Annotated in this window: 15 protein-coding genes; 5 read left to right on the top strand and 10 right to left on the bottom strand. The window is 51.7% G+C overall.

Annotation, left to right across the window (positions count from 1 at the left end; translation table 11 throughout):
* Positions 1-65: 65 nt before the first annotated feature.
* A complete protein-coding gene (locus RBT11_13600; GenBank protein ID MDX9787813.1) occupies positions 66-1,850 on the top strand; it encodes an adenine deaminase C-terminal domain-containing protein in 1,785 nt (594 codons plus the stop codon).
* A gap of 34 nt (positions 1,851-1,884) precedes the next feature.
* Here RBT11_13600 and RBT11_13605 read toward each other — a convergent pair whose 3' ends face one another.
* The 5 genes from RBT11_13605 to RBT11_13625 all read right to left on the bottom strand — a co-directional run bounded on the left by RBT11_13605 (position 1,885) and on the right by RBT11_13625 (position 5,111).
* Entirely contained in the window at positions 1,885-2,631 is a 747-nt protein-coding gene (locus RBT11_13605; protein ID MDX9787814.1) for a hypothetical protein, read from the bottom strand.
* 23 nt (positions 2,632-2,654) lie between these two features.
* Complete coding sequence (locus RBT11_13610) at positions 2,655-3,236, bottom strand: DUF3106 domain-containing protein (protein MDX9787815.1); 582 nt, start codon at positions 3,234-3,236, stop codon at positions 2,655-2,657.
* On the bottom strand, positions 3,229-3,822 hold the full coding sequence (locus RBT11_13615) for a zf-HC2 domain-containing protein (GenBank protein MDX9787816.1): 594 nt from the start codon (positions 3,820-3,822) through the stop codon (positions 3,229-3,231). The genes RBT11_13610 and RBT11_13615 overlap by 8 nt, the downstream gene beginning before the upstream one ends.
* A gap of 6 nt (positions 3,823-3,828) precedes the next feature.
* A complete protein-coding gene (locus RBT11_13620) occupies positions 3,829-4,509 on the bottom strand; it encodes an RNA polymerase sigma factor (protein ID MDX9787817.1) in 681 nt (226 codons plus the stop codon).
* 206 nt (positions 4,510-4,715) lie between these two features.
* The gene (locus tag RBT11_13625; protein MDX9787818.1) at positions 4,716-5,111 is read right to left on the bottom strand and encodes a hypothetical protein; all 396 of its coding nucleotides are present in this window, start codon (positions 5,109-5,111) and stop codon (positions 4,716-4,718) included.
* A 223-nt stretch (positions 5,112-5,334) separates the two neighbouring features.
* Between RBT11_13625 and RBT11_13630 the strand changes: the two genes are divergently transcribed.
* On the top strand, positions 5,335-6,132 hold the full coding sequence (locus RBT11_13630; protein MDX9787819.1) for a hypothetical protein: 798 nt from the start codon (positions 5,335-5,337) through the stop codon (positions 6,130-6,132).
* 54 nt (positions 6,133-6,186) lie between these two features.
* Here RBT11_13630 and nadE read toward each other — a convergent pair whose 3' ends face one another.
* On the bottom strand, positions 6,187-6,987 hold the full coding sequence (nadE, locus tag RBT11_13635; GenBank protein MDX9787820.1) for an NAD(+) synthase: 801 nt from the start codon (positions 6,985-6,987) through the stop codon (positions 6,187-6,189).
* 17 nt (positions 6,988-7,004) lie between these two features.
* Positions 7,005-7,673, bottom strand: a complete 669-nt coding sequence (locus RBT11_13640; GenBank protein ID MDX9787821.1) for an MBL fold metallo-hydrolase — start codon at positions 7,671-7,673, stop codon at positions 7,005-7,007.
* 321 nt (positions 7,674-7,994) lie between these two features.
* Here RBT11_13640 and RBT11_13645 point away from each other — a divergent pair, with 321 nt between their 5' ends.
* The 3 genes from RBT11_13645 to RBT11_13655 all read left to right on the top strand — a co-directional run bounded on the left by RBT11_13645 (position 7,995) and on the right by RBT11_13655 (position 10,831).
* Entirely contained in the window at positions 7,995-8,861 is an 867-nt protein-coding gene (locus RBT11_13645; GenBank protein MDX9787822.1) for a MoxR family ATPase, read from the top strand.
* 5 nt (positions 8,862-8,866) lie between these two features.
* The gene (locus RBT11_13650; protein ID MDX9787823.1) at positions 8,867-10,057 is read left to right on the top strand and encodes a hypothetical protein; all 1,191 of its coding nucleotides are present in this window, start codon (positions 8,867-8,869) and stop codon (positions 10,055-10,057) included.
* A 480-nt stretch (positions 10,058-10,537) separates the two neighbouring features.
* Positions 10,538-10,831, top strand: a complete 294-nt coding sequence (locus tag RBT11_13655) for a hypothetical protein (protein ID MDX9787824.1) — start codon at positions 10,538-10,540, stop codon at positions 10,829-10,831.
* Between the two features lie 23 nt (positions 10,832-10,854).
* Here the strand turns inward: RBT11_13655 and RBT11_13660 are convergent, their stop codons facing one another.
* Genes RBT11_13660 through RBT11_13670 form a run of 3 tightly spaced genes read right to left on the bottom strand, consistent with a single transcriptional unit; the run spans position 10,855 to position 13,843 of the window.
* Positions 10,855-12,069 carry an NAD(P)/FAD-dependent oxidoreductase gene (locus RBT11_13660; GenBank protein ID MDX9787825.1) on the bottom strand — a complete coding sequence of 405 codons (1,215 nt, stop codon included), beginning with the start codon at positions 12,067-12,069 and terminating at the stop codon, positions 10,855-10,857.
* Positions 12,066-12,590 carry a hypothetical protein gene (locus RBT11_13665; protein MDX9787826.1) on the bottom strand — a complete coding sequence of 175 codons (525 nt, stop codon included), beginning with the start codon at positions 12,588-12,590 and terminating at the stop codon, positions 12,066-12,068. Before RBT11_13665 ends, RBT11_13660 begins: the two co-directional genes overlap by 4 nt.
* A complete protein-coding gene (locus RBT11_13670; protein ID MDX9787827.1) occupies positions 12,590-13,843 on the bottom strand; it encodes an aconitase/3-isopropylmalate dehydratase large subunit family protein in 1,254 nt (417 codons plus the stop codon). Before RBT11_13670 ends, RBT11_13665 begins: the two co-directional genes overlap by 1 nt.
* Positions 13,844-13,944 lie beyond the last annotated feature (101 nt).

The following is a 13,944-nucleotide window of genomic DNA, read 5'->3' on the forward strand; positions in this document are numbered from 1 at the left end:
TCGAAACGAGTTGACAACCGTATGAGATAAAATAGGCATCCTCTCGACACGAAGGCGTTTATTATATGAATGGATTTGGCCCCATTGATGCGGTAAAAAACCGAAACTCCCGATTATTGATGAATGTGGCGCTGGGAAGGTCGCCTGCTGATCTTGTGATTGTCAATGCGAAGTTAATTAATGTCTATACAGCCGAAATACTGGATGATTATGGCGTCGGTGTAAAAGACGGATGGATTGCCTATGTGGGAAAGGCGCCAACGGCAATGATCGGCCCGGAAACGCAATGCATTGATGCCCAAGGCAAATTTCTCGTCCCTGGCTTTATTGACGGTCACACCCATTTGGCTTGGAATTTCAGCATTGATGAATTCCTGAAGCATGCGATTCCGGGCGGCACCACCACGATTATCTCTGAAGTCAATGGATCCTATCCGGCCAGCGGTATCGCGGGGGTACGGGATTGTCTTTCTTCGTTCCAGAATCAGCCGATCAAAATATTTGCCACGGCGCCGGCCCTGGTGTTCACGTCTGAAAAATCTCAGGTAATCCGGACCGAGGAGTTGCAATCCCTGCTGGACAGGCACGATGTCCTCGGCCTTGGCGAATCCTACTGGCAGGGAATACTGCAGTTGCCAGAGGTGTATCTCTGGGAATTCGAGCAGACACTTCAAAGGGGCAAGGTCATTGAGGGGCATTCCGCTGGAGCCAGGGACCACAAGCTTGCGGCCTATACGGCTTGCGGTGTTACCTCCTGCCATGAGCCCATCAGCGCGGAAGAAGCGATAGAACGGCTGCGCATGGGCATTTACGTCATGGCCAGAGAGGGCAGCAGTCGACAGGATTTAAAAGCCATTTCGGAAATAAAAGACAAAAAGGTCGACCTTCGCCGCTTGATCCTTGTCACCGACGGTATCGCTCCCGGAGATTTGATAAAAAACGGATATATGGAAAATGTCGTTCGGCAAGCAGTCGCCTATGGATTTGATCCGATTACGGCCATTCAGATGACCACGATCAATGTGGCGGAGCATTTTCTAATCGATCACCTCGTTGGTGGTATTGCGCCCGGCCGGTACGCGGATATGCTGGTTTTGCCGGATCTTGATACATTTTTACCGGAATGGGTTGTCAGTTGCGGTAAAGTCGTCGCTCGAAACGGCCGGGTGACCGTTCCACCGAGAAAACATGACTACTCTCAACACAGCAGAAACAGCGTTCAGCTGCCCAAGACGCTGGTGCCGGCCGATTTTAGCATTCGATCCCCGTCACCGATGAAACCGGAAGCAACCGTTCGAGCGATCGAAATGCGGACGGACCTGGTAACGGTGGAAAAAATAATGACCTTGCCCGTGGACGATGGAGAAATTCATATTTCAACCGACCGGGATTTGTTGAAGGTCGCAGCCATCGACAGAGGCCGTATTCCCGGAAAAATGTTCACCGGGCTGATTCTGGGCTTCGGCCTTAAAACCGGGGCGCTGGCTGCCAGCACCACTTGGGATTCGTCGGATCTTCTCGTAGTGGGGACGAACGAATCGGACATGGCATTGGCCATCAACAGAATCGCGCAAATGCAAGGGGGGGTGGTGTTGTTTGCGGATGGCCGAATGGTTACCGAGTTGGCGATGCCGGTATTCGGGTATTTATCGGAAGCGCCTATGCCCGAAATCGCCGTCGGAATCAAAACCATCAACGAAACGGCAAAGGCGTTCGGGGTGCCCTTTTCGGACCCGGTATTAACCCTGAGCACCCTTACCGCTTCGGCGATTCCCTATCTGAAAATCTCCGAAAAAGGCTATGTGAATCTTAAAGACGGAAGTTTATACGACCTGTTCACCGATCTTTGATCAATGGTTTCAGCAAAGGTGCCGTTTCGCTTCCTCATGGTGCCGTATTTAAATTGAGGTTTACCGTCTGCATCCCTTCATCAAAGCCGAGCGTCAGTTTCAACAATTTGGCGTCCTGCGCTTCCTCGGGGAATCCGGGAAAAAAGAGAAACCCATAAGCAATCTGATTGGGTCCGATCAGGCTGCTGGTGAGTGTTTTGGATCTCAAATCGTTTCGAATTTTTCCTTCCGCTTTTGAATAGCCGCTTGCCCCGCCGCCCAACACACCGGCGGTTGCCCCGATGACCGCGCCTTTTCCCACTGCTTCGCCGATGTTTTCACCGGTGATGATGCCGATGGCCAAACCGGCCACCGCACCGGCCGCTCCCAGCAGCAGGGCGGGTTTGCCGGCGCCGGCAACGGTTTCTCCAACGTCGGTGTGCTTTTCAATCCGTTGATAGGTTCTCTCCTGAGTATTGATCGGCCAGGCCTGATTTTTGGAATCCAGTAAAAAGGTTTGTTCGGAAATCACCTCAACGCTTTGCGCCCCCTCATTTTGAAACGATACCTGAATCGGGAGGAGTCCCGCTTGGCGAATATTGAACCCAAAGGCTTTTTCGGCCGCTTTTTCATCAACATACGCAACCGCGGACACATATAACCCATTGACGTTCAGGGCATTTTGATTCGCCCCGGCGAGCGGTATCGGCTGAACCCGGTCTTTATAGGTGCAGGATGAAATTACAATCATCAGGCAAATAAAGAAAACGAACACTTTTTTTGTGACCCTGTCTTTGCTCATGTAAGAGACTCCTGAGTTATGAGTTAATCGCGAAATCGTTGGCGAATGGCATTTTGCTCCGCCGGGGAAAGCTCTTCCCAGCGCCGAAGGTTTTGTTGAATGCGGCTGCGTTCTTCGGGTGAGAGCTGGTTCCATTGGCGGGATCGGCGTTGATACTGCTCTTGTTCCTGTGGCGACATTTGCCGATATTGCTTCATTCGGTTGCGCAGTTGGTTTTTCTCGGCCGGGGAGAGATTTTGCCACTGTTTGTATTTGTCTTCCAACTTATTTTCCCGGTCCGATCCGCGCCCTTTCTTCGCCAGCATAGGCCCTTTATCAGAAACATGTACGAAAAAGCGTGTATCATTGGAGAAGGTTGTTGGCTGCCCGGCATCCCAGCATCCCAGCATTCCAGCTTCCGGCTTTGCCGGTTTAGGTTGGGTACTCATGATCGCAGGAACTGTCGCGTACCTTCTATCCGCCCATCGGTATCCAAGGTTCTTTGAATCCGCCGGTAAGCCGCTATAAGCGGTTCCCGTTGCCTGGACCGCGAAACAGAAAAAAATAAACATAACGACCGGCACATGCGTGATTGCTTTTTTGCAGGCATTGGCGTAATTAACCATAGATTACCTTACCCCCGCCAAACCTTTTTCCCTGAAGCGGCTCCGGTCGGGTGGACGAAGGCTTCGTTTCCTTCGCATGATCAACCGCCTGCACAATCTTCTGAATGGATTCAAATTCCGTCAGCAACTCCAGATTGCTGATGACCTCCATATCTTCCTTCTGAATCTCGTCGTGAATGGTGAATACCGAGACGGCCGCTACGGGCTCCGGTACGACCGCTTTTGGATTCAGATTAAAAACCACGATGGAAAAAATAACCAGACAGACACCGGTGGCGACCGGAACCCATAGGGCGGGGTGAAACCAACGCCGTTTTTCTGCGGCGTGTTCGGTTTTCGCTGAAAGTCTCTTTTTCCCCATACGGTTTTCAATGCGGTGAATGGCGGCGTTGAGCGCTTTTCCAGAAAGGGGGGACGGCACAATGGCTTCTTTGATGATGCCGAGCTCCTGAGCCGCCGTGATCTTTGCGTGACGGCACGCTGGGCAGATCGAAAGATGCTTTTCCCAGACGTCGCGTTCCGATGGATCAAGCACGCCGTGAATATCCGACCAAAATAATGTTTCGTATTCGGGGCATAGTGTCATCGTTATTTACCTCCCTGCCCATTCGGCCAACGCGTTGCGCATGGTTTTCGTTGCCCTGAAAAGATGGCTTTTGATCGTTCCCGGCGCCAATGTCAGAATTTCTGAAATTTCGGGAATGCTCAGTTCCTGAACCACTTTAAGCTGGAACACCATCCGTTGTTGCTCGGGAAGGGATTCAAGCGCCTGCTGAATATCCTGGTTCATATGGTTATGACGGTATACCGAATCCGGATTTCCCGTCTCTGTTTCATCGGGAACCGCTTCCGGTGAAAAGGGGGTTTCCTCACCGTTTTCCCCCCTTGAAAAAACAGGGGCAAACACGCCCAGCCAGCGTCGTCGCCGTCGCCTCATATCACGGCAAGTGTTAATAAGGATGCGGTAGAACCAAGTCTTAAATGACGCATTTTCCTGAAATTTACCGATACCGCCCAGCGCGTTTAAAAAGGCCTGCTGGGTCAGGTCTTCGGCTTCATCCGCGTTTCTATCACACATCTGAAACGCCAGCGCCCTGGCTTTTGAATAATATCGGCGCATCAGGCGTTCGGAAGCCCATGATTCGCCGCTTTTGATTCGGCGCACCAACTGGTGATCCGTAAATTCCGGATCGGTATCCTCCGAATCCGTTCCTGCCGAGCGGCTGTTTTCCGCGGTTGCATGGCCGGTATTTCCGGCATTTTTTGGCGACATCTTTTTTTTCCGGGCATCCGTGCATGGTTAAAAGCGGAATGGTGCACATTTGGAACCTATTGCCGCTTATTATCGAACCCTATATCATATTCTGTTGTCGTCCGAAACCTGAAGGCACGAAAGCCCCGCCTTGTCCATTCGATGATACCGGATGGGCGGCATTATATGCCTCCCGTCCGGTGATCGGAAAGCCGGCCGTTCCACGGCTAATGCCCCCTGATAAAAGGCCATAAAAAGGGCGGCGGTGGCGGCAGAGGCGGCAAAAACCCGAAAAGAAGCACGTTCCGATCGTAAGTGTTATGCCGACGATAGCAATACGGGCTACAATCGTTGTGCCGGTAATGGTGATAGCGTTTATAATTATCATGCCTGTAATTATTATAATACCGGTTACGATCGTTCTGTCTGTAATGATTGTACCGTTTATGATCGTCATGCCGGTAGTCATTGTACCGATTGTGCTCGTTCTGCCTGTAATCATAACTATTTCTGTGCGATCTGTCCTGCCGCCGGTCATATCGATCCTGAGTCCAACCGGTGCCCGCGCAGCCAAACGCGATGCCGATGGCGATCAGGAGTATTTTTAACCCGTATTTTTTCATTTCTGTACCTTTCTTTATTGATGGTTCGTGAACCTCGTGTTTTGCTCTATTAGACGTTTTGATTTGAAAAAGGTTTACCGTTTTTTTAAAAAATTTCGATTCATCGGCCGCTCATGACCCCCTCGAACAGGGATACAGCGTGGCTGGTGCTGCAAAAATTTCTTGCTAAAACAGCCGGATGTGCTCACAATAAGCCAAAACAACTCAATCGGGTGGAGGCCGTATGTCATTTAAGGAAAATCTGCTCAAAAAGATTAAGATCGATGCGTTAACGGATCAAATCAGGTTGTCCATCGGGCCGGCGGATGGTGATCGTCGTCTGGATACGGAACGCATGCGGGAGCTGTTGTCGCTCAGTCCGATGAAAAAAGAAATGGTGAGGGATCTTGAGTTGTATCTTCTCGATTCGGCGGCAAAGGAACCCATGGTTCTGGTGTTGGACAACGAATTGGCGTTCTATAACACCACGGTTGAAGATGTGGCCATGCGCAAGAGTCCGACCATAAAGGAAATGGTAAGCATTCGAAATGCCATCAAGATTTTAAATGATAAGAACGTGATCGTTTCCAAGAAAGAAGGATCGCTGGAAACGATTCACCAGATGTGCTTGGAAACGCTTGATCTGACATATACGAAACCGGACATTGAATCGATTGCGAAGGACGGCATGGCGGCGCTGGCGGACTTTGAGCCGGACGGCGTGAAGGAATGCCTGGCGATGTTTGCCGAACTGGTGGGGTTTTCATCGCCGCCGAAGCCTTTTCAGGTGTTACCCCATCAGATCATCCTGGCAAAAGTGGTTCTTAAGCCTTCAGGAGACGTGTTATGCGGCCCCGTGCTGGTTTATGACCCATTGGCGAACACCCTGAAGTTGATTGAAAAGCAAATCAACAGCCGGGATACCGAGGAAATGGAATGGTTCCGCCGGGTGCATCAGGGGCTGGAGCCGGCACCCATCGAGGGTGAGCCGGTCATCGCCTATCTGGAAAAGATGGTTTTATCCAAAATGCCGAGAGACTAACCCATTTTGACGGTGGCGCTCTCACCCCCGCGAACGCCATCGGGAATCGGCCGTTCAGATTTCCCTTGCATTCTCCTTTCGAAGAGAATCCGGAATGCAGCATACCGGAATGGGCTCCATTTTATGACGGTTTGCCTGGCGAAACCGCCGGTAGATGGCAAGCACTTCCCGTTGCCGGTCGTTAAGGGACGGGTTCATTTCTGCCCCGGATTCATGCGTCATGGCCCATTCAAGTTCAGCGTAAGAGGCACCCAGTTGGCTTTCATCCGTCCGTTTGTCGTCCCAGAGGCCGTCGGTGGGTGGCGCGTTCAGAATATCTTCGAATATTCCCAGAAATTCGGCCAATAAATAAACTTCGGTTTTGAACAGATCGGCGATCGGTGAGAGGTCCACGCCGCCATCGCCGTATTTGGTATAGAAGCCGACCCCGAAATCTTCAATTTTATTTCCGGTGCCGGCCACCAGCAACCGATGATGAGAGGCAAAGGCGTAAAGCGTCAGCATTCTCAGTCTTGAGCGCGTATTGGCCATGGTCAGACCATCTTGTATATCCAAAGGGATTGTGTTTTCAAGGGCTTGAAAGGCCGATGTCAAATCAACGGCCACGCCTTTGACGTTGCTGAAATGCGTTTCCAGCCATCGAATATGCGCGGTGGATAAGGCGACCTGTTCCGGTGCCTGATAGATCGGAAGGTTAAAGGCAAGCACGGTGGTGCCCGTTTTGGCGCACAGCGCGGAAGTAAGCGCTGAATCGATGCCGCCGGATACGCCAACGGCAAATCCGTTCATGCCCGATTGGCGGCAATAGGTTGACAACCAATCGACAATATGATCAATGATTTTCTGTTTGTTCATCTTGAGCCCCTTTTTCCCTATGCCGTACGTAGATATGACTCAATGAATCGTCGAACGGCCTTTTTCCCGCGATAGACACCGAAATGCCCTTCACAGAGAATGTCCGCTTCTAAATCTCTCATCCGTTTTAACGAGCGCATGTAGTCGTCCCGGTTGGACAGTAGCATCGGGTCCAGGGGGCCATGGACGTCCTGGCCGAATAGCACCCGTGTCTCTCCGAGACACACTAGGTAAACCATGGAACCGGGGGAATGGCCGGGGCAGTGGTACAGGAAAACTTTGCCGTCCCCGACGCGCATCGAGTCTTCTTCCTTTTGAATTTTAATATCAATCATCACCGGAGTCAGTTGCGCGCCATACCAAGCGGCTGCGGTGACTTTATTGTTTGCGTTTTCAAGAAAAACCGCGTCCTTTTCATGCGCAACCAGGCCGCAACCGTATTCCGTCTTGACGGCGCCGGCGCCGCCCGTATGGTCAAAATGGCAATGGGTGAGAAAAAGATAGACGATTTCCACATGGCGCGGCAGGACCGCAGCGATATTTTGAATTAATTTGCCATGACCGAACCCGCAACCCGCATCCACCAAAAAAGCCTGGTCTCCGAGGCGCACCAGATAAATGGCTGCATCCTCGACTGCGGTGAATCCGGATCCGCCTACCTGCCATAGATTCGGAATAATTTCCATTGGTATCGTCTCCAAACAAGGGGGGCCGAAAGACTGAATTTCATGAAAACTTCTTGCATATCCCGCAAAAATAATCAACCGCCCGTTCGGGGTGTGGCGCAGATCGGCTCGCATTTTGAACTGCCGGAATCGGTGTGCATCGGGCTGAGGATTTTTTCAATGCCGGCCGAAGCTTGACTTTTTCAGCGGTTTAGGATCTAAAGTAACATTTCGGAATAAATCTAAGTTTTCGACATGATACGCAACATATTATAACTTCATAATTGTTATTCAATAATCGATTTAACAGTATGATTTTTAAAACTTTATTAAGAGGACACCATGACCATCGATAACGCGATACCGAAATTTAAGGGGGCGACCCGATATGTGCTGGACGATGAACTGGCGCGAATCGTCAATATTTCAATGGCGCTTGAGATGCCGCTACTGCTAAAGGGGGAACCTGGAACCGGAAAAACCATGCTGGCGTACGCCATCGCGGAAAGTCTCGGGATGCCGCTGATTGTTCTGAATGTAAAATCGAGTATGAAGCTGGTGGAAGCGCTCTATCAATACGATACGTTGACGCGTCTTAACGATAGCCGTTTTGGAGACTCCAATCGGGATGTCAGCAACATTGAGGAATACATTCGAATGGGTAAAATCGGCCAGGCATTTACCGCGGATAAAAAGACGGTGTTGCTTATCGATGAAATCGACAAGGCGGATACCGATTTTCAGGACGATATGCTGGATGTGCTGGATCAAATGACCTTTGACATTACGGAGATCGATAAAACCATACAGGCCAGGAACCGGCCGGTCATCATCATCACCTCCAACGCCAAAAAGGATTTATCCGATCCTTTTTTGGGCCGATGTAATTTTCATCACATCGCCTTTCCGGATGCGGAAATGATGCGTAAAATCGTTCAGGTTCATTTTCCCGCGATCGACGCGGTCCTGATGGAAAAGGCGATCGGCGTTTTTTATGAATTGCGCCGGCTCAACGCCATTGAGAAAAAACCCGCCACAAGGGAACTCATTAATTGGGTTCGGGCGATCATGGCCGACGAAGAATACAACCCGGCCCGGTTGACGCCCGGCAATGCCCCTTATTTGGGGGTGCTGTTTAAAAAGAGTCTCGATTACGAGCACGCAAAGAACGTGGCCGGAGAACTCGGCGCCATGGGCCGGCGGAGATAACGAGCGTGTTTAATAACTTCTTTTTCACATTAAGAGATGCCGGCGTTCCGGTGAGTCCCACGGCGTTTTTGAAATTTCATCAGGCGTTGTCTCTGGGGTTGGTTTCCTCTCTCGATGATTTATATATTGCCGCCCGGACCACGCTGGTAAAGAGTGAACGCTATTTTGATTCCTTTGACCAGGTATTTGCGCATTCTTTTCATGGGGCGGACCTGCCGGAACATAAGGGAATTGAGCTGGACGAATTGCTTCGCGGCATGCTGGCCAACTGGCTGGCGGACCCCAAGAAGGTCGCCGATGCGTTAGGCCTTGATGCAAAACAAGTTGAATCCATGACGCCCGAGGAATTGATGCAATATTTCCTGGATCGGCTCAAGGAGCAGGATGGCCGCCATGATGGCGGGCATAAATGGATCGGCACGGGTGGCACGTCTCCGGTGGGGCATTCCGGATATCATCCCGGCGGCATGCGCGTCGGCGGGGTTTCAAGAGGAAAGTCCGCTGTTAAGGTGGCAATGGACCGCCGCTACAGGGATTACTCCCTGCAGGGCCCTTTGACGCAAGCCATGGTGGGTGAAGCGTTGAAGCGGCTTCGGAATATGATGCCCGCGGGTCCGGAAGATACCGTGGATGTGGATGCCACCATTTACCGAACCATGCGAAACGCCGGCGAAATCGAAATCGTTTTTAAAAGAGCCTTGAAGGATAAGCTGCGGGTCATTCTGGCCATTGATAATGGCGGCTGGTCCATGGACCCGTACATTCCCGTCGTGCAAACACTTTTTGATTATGCCCGCAATCAGTTCAAGGACATTAAGACTTATTTTTTCCACAATACCATTTATGATGTTCTCTGGAGAGATCCCTCCCGATATAAGCAAGGGGTAACCATCTCCACCTTGATTCGCCAGGACCCCGAAACGCGGCTGATTATCGTCGGGGATGCCAGTATGGCGCCCTATGAACTGATGGCCAGTGATGGGTCGATTATGGTGGATGAGCGAAGCGGAAGGCCAAGCCTTGAGCAACTGAAACTGTTGGCGACAACTTTCTCCCATGCCGTATGGTTAAACCCCATGTCCAAACGCGTTTGGGGGGGCGGCTATACCATCAATGTCATTCGAAATATTTTCCCGATGTTCGAACTCTCAATTGACGGGCTGGAGCAGGCGGTTGTTCATCTCATGGCAAAATAGACGTGCCTACGGAGAGATTTGCGGTTGCCCTGCGCGCTGCGGCACGGTTATTTTGTTCTGATATAAATCGTAATAAAATTCAGTATATTATGTATGCTTCCGATCTCATTCCCATGCCCCGAAGGGGCTTTGTCCACTAGCCCAGGGTTGCGGCATATGCCGCTACCCTGGGGAATCGGGTCGAACCCTACCCACTTACCCCGAAGGGGTTGTGTCAATCCCATGGAAATTGTCCTTCCTAATGCCTTGACACAACCCCTCCGGGGTTGTTTATAAATGGGTTGGCATCTTGCTTTCCCAGGGTAGCGGCATACGCCGCAACCCTGGGCTGGATTATGCAGCCCCTTTGGCAGTAGGCCCAGTCCATCGTCTCGACTGTTATTGCCGCGGGTGATATCGCTCAGCCCCAACAGGGGTTAGAACAAATTCATCGTGTTGCACTGCGGTCTTCCTGCTTGACTCTTTTCGGTGTCGTACGGTATGCTTGATTCAAATTGTACCGTGCATGTCAAGGAAGTGCCCGAGACCGCTGTTCGAGTGGTCGCTGCATCGGGCGGGAAGTATAAAGGGAGGAAGAAAATGTCAGAGAAAATCAGTCTGAATATGCCAAAAGAAATTTGGAACCGTTATGAGCAGTTGGCAAAAACAAGACAGGAAGAGCCGCTGGCCCTCATGGAAAAGGTGTTGACCACGTATGTAGAAAATGAAGAAATCGATGACGGCCCGGCATGCAGTGTCAATTGGCTCGGATTGGGTACCATTGAGCCCTGTTGATTTTCTAACCCGGCGAAGGCGGATCAGCCATCTATTTCGACATGCACGGTCATCCTCTTTTTTTCCACTAAGGCGGTCGCCAGTGCCATGATTTTCGAAAGGCTTCGGCCCGTTATTTCTGAAATCCGTTCCATGGAATGCCTTCCGTCAAAAAGCCCCGCAAGGTCCTCGACATCATCGGTCAGCTCATCTTTGATTTCTGTTTCACGGCACAGGACAACCGGCTTCATGGTTGCCTTTAACGCCGGCAGCTCTTTGAAATCCGCGTGAAGAATAAAATCCGTGGGGCGATAGGCAAACAGCGGGGGAGGTCGATTGAATTTTTTTTCAAACACGTACCGGTATGCGCTTAAACCCGCTGTAATACCCTGAGAGACGGCCCTGGAAAAACTGTTATAAGCGCCTTGCGTGATATCTCCGGCTGCCAGAATGCCGGGGGTTTGCGTCAACATGTCCGCATCTACCGGAATAAAGGAGAACGGGGCAGGGCGGTTATCCATTGAAATGCGGCAGGCGGGTGCAAGCTCATAGGAGTTGAAGTCCAGCAGCACCGCATCGCAATCAAGGCGCACCGATCCGGTACCGGTTTTTAACTTTAGCCCTTCTATCCGCGTGTTGCCGAAGTATTGTTCGACCCACCCCCGAATCACATCCCCCTCACAAATGCCGTTTTCCTCCATGATAAACACCATTTCCACGCCCGGCGGCGTGGTTTTACGGATCAGCGGCATCAAATTGGATAATTTGGAACTTCCCACGACGGCCAGCCGCTTGGCGCCGGGCCGTCTGCAAAATTCGCCGACCTTTTCAACAATGGCCTCATAGCCCATGTTGGTAACCTCAAGACCACGGCCCAGAAAATCCCGCTCATTGACCAGGGATTTGATCCCCGTGGCGATGATCACGCAAAGGGCGCGAAAGGTTGCGCCCTCCGTTGTGTGCACCGTTTTGATCGGACCGGAGGTTTCAATTTTTTCAACCCGTCCCCGGTGAACCGGAATATTCAGGCCGTGAATATCCGATTGAAAACGGTTGAGAATCTCTTCTCGGTCCAACTGCCAGGAAGGCCCTGCGAACTGACACCCCCGCCAACCGGCGAGCCCGCCGATATGAGCGGCTTCAATGACCAGCGTGCTGCAGGGTACGGCCTTGTATTGCTTGATCCACCGCGTTCGAATGGCCGCGCTGAGTCCTGCCGGCCCGCCGCCGATAACAATGACATCATAATCGTAGGTCATAACTGGCTACCGGTCATCTGTTCTTTTTTTAAATAATGAATCAATCCGCCGCAGAGGATCACTTTTTGGACATGCGCATCCAAGGGCTCAATGGACCACGGTGGTTCGCCGTCACAGGTGATGTGCCCTTGCGCAAAATCAATCGTAACCGCGTCGCCGTCGTTGATGTGATCCGGAAAATCATGGCAGATAAGCGGCGGCATACCGAGGTTGACCAGGCTTCGAAAAAAGATTCGGCCGAAAGACCGGGCCACCACGGCTTTTACCCCCACCGCGCGAAGGGCGCGCACGGCGGTTTCCCTGCTTGATCCGCATCCGAAATTGCGGCCGGCCACGATGACCAGAGCATCATGCGAAAGATGCGCCGAAACGGCGGACTGCAACCGTTTCATGCCTTCGTGAACGCCGGCTTTCATGCGCGCATCATTTAAACTGAAGTAATCCGGCGGGTGAAGAAGATCCGTGTTGACGTTATCCTCAAGTTTCCAAACGGTTGCGGTAAAGGGAAGAAGCATCGTCATTAAGCCATTACCTCCCTGGGATCGGTAATCTTGCCGGTCAATGCGCTGGCGGCCGCCGACAGCGGGGAAGATAAAAAAACACGGGAGTTCGGATCGCCCATTCTGCCCCTGAAATTACGGTTGGAGGTGCTGAGGCATGTTTCACCGGCACCGAGAATTCCCTTGTCGATACCGCCGCAAGGGCCGCAGCTCGGGTTCATGATGGTGCCGCCCGCTGCCAACAGCGTTTGAAGAATGCCGCTTTCAATGGCTTGTTGATAGATGGAGATGGATGCCGGAATAATCAACAGCCGTACATTTGAGTGAATGCGCTTGCCCTTTAAAATTTGCGCTGCCGCCGCCAGATCCGTGAGCCTGCCGCCGGTGCAGGAGCCGATAAATACCTGGTCGATGGTTTCGTTTGCCGCCTCGGCGGCATCGATCACATGGGCCGGGCTGTGCGGGCACGCCACTTTGGGGGTGATGGCGGAAAGATCCATCTTCAGCCGTTTTTCATAACCCAGCGTTTGGTTTGGCGGTGGTTTATAGGTCTCCGATAGATCAAAACCGGTCTCCGACAGGTAGGCGGCTGTGATATCATCCGGAATGAAAAGGCCGTTTTTGGCGCCGCCTTCCACCACCATGTTGCAGATGGCGAATCGGTCATCCATCGCCATGGCACCTTGTGAATCACAAAATTCCAATGCCTTGTGGATAAACCCGTCTTCTCCATGGTGTCCCAGGAGGGTCAAGATAAGGTCTTTTCCCATTCCATAAGCGGGAAACTTTCCGTTCAGAAGAATATGAACGGCCCTGGGGGGAGACAGCCAGGTTTTTCCGGTGACCAATGCATAGAGGATATCCGTAGAGCCCATGCCCGTGGCAAAACATCCCACGGCGCCGGCGGTGGTGGTGTGGGAATCCGCGCCGAGAATCAGTTTCCCGGGGCTGGCCCATGGCCCCTCCACCAGGAGCTGATGACAGATGCCCTGATATACGGGCGCGTTGGGAAGTTTTTCCATTCGCACAAACGAAAGGACGTCTTTGACCATGTTGGCTCTTTCCACGCTCGCGGGCGGCGCGAAATGATCCACGGTGATGAGGACCTTGTTTTTATCAAAAAACGGTTGGCCGAGCGCTGTGAACTCCTTTAGAAGCAGCGCGCAGGCAGGGTCATGAAGCAAAATGAAATCAACCTCAACCTGCTGATAAGCGCCTTCTCTGTCACCGCATGAATGCCGCTGAAGAATATCACCCGTGATTCCCTGAAACATTGACGGATAAAACTCCTTTTAAGGGTTGAAAGGATGGTAGGGGTCAAGTCTTCATTGTTGACAGCTTATTCCTTTTGTTGCGACTTCTGAGCCAAACTCAT

The organism is Desulfobacterales bacterium (assembly GCA_034003325.1).
In the GTDB taxonomy this organism is placed as follows: domain Bacteria; phylum Desulfobacterota; class Desulfobacteria; order Desulfobacterales; family JAFDDL01; genus JAVEYW01.

Excerpts from the sequence above, each read along its gene's own strand:
- RBT11_13600 (MDX9787813.1), top strand. The coding sequence starts at position 66 with ATGAATGGATTTGGCCCCATTGATGCGGTAAAAAACCGAAACTCCCGA.
- RBT11_13605 (MDX9787814.1), bottom strand. The coding sequence starts at position 2,631 with ATGAGCAAAGACAGGGTCACAAAAAAAGTGTTCGTTTTCTTTATTTGC.
- RBT11_13610 (MDX9787815.1), bottom strand. The coding sequence starts at position 3,236 with ATGGTTAATTACGCCAATGCCTGCAAAAAAGCAATCACGCATGTGCCG.
- RBT11_13615 (MDX9787816.1), bottom strand. The coding sequence starts at position 3,822 with ATGACACTATGCCCCGAATACGAAACATTATTTTGGTCGGATATTCAC.
- RBT11_13620 (MDX9787817.1), bottom strand. The coding sequence starts at position 4,509 with ATGTCGCCAAAAAATGCCGGAAATACCGGCCATGCAACCGCGGAAAAC.
- RBT11_13625 (MDX9787818.1), bottom strand. The coding sequence starts at position 5,111 with ATGAAAAAATACGGGTTAAAAATACTCCTGATCGCCATCGGCATCGCG.
- RBT11_13630 (MDX9787819.1), top strand. The coding sequence starts at position 5,335 with ATGTCATTTAAGGAAAATCTGCTCAAAAAGATTAAGATCGATGCGTTA.
- nadE (MDX9787820.1), bottom strand. The coding sequence starts at position 6,987 with ATGAACAAACAGAAAATCATTGATCATATTGTCGATTGGTTGTCAACC.
- RBT11_13640 (MDX9787821.1), bottom strand. The coding sequence starts at position 7,673 with ATGGAAATTATTCCGAATCTATGGCAGGTAGGCGGATCCGGATTCACC.
- RBT11_13645 (MDX9787822.1), top strand. The coding sequence starts at position 7,995 with ATGACCATCGATAACGCGATACCGAAATTTAAGGGGGCGACCCGATAT.
- RBT11_13655 (MDX9787824.1), top strand. The coding sequence starts at position 10,538 with ATGCTTGATTCAAATTGTACCGTGCATGTCAAGGAAGTGCCCGAGACC.
- RBT11_13660 (MDX9787825.1), bottom strand. The coding sequence starts at position 12,069 with ATGACCTACGATTATGATGTCATTGTTATCGGCGGCGGGCCGGCAGGA.
- RBT11_13665 (MDX9787826.1), bottom strand. The coding sequence starts at position 12,590 with ATGACGATGCTTCTTCCCTTTACCGCAACCGTTTGGAAACTTGAGGAT.
- RBT11_13670 (MDX9787827.1), bottom strand. The coding sequence starts at position 13,843 with ATGTTTCAGGGAATCACGGGTGATATTCTTCAGCGGCATTCATGCGGT.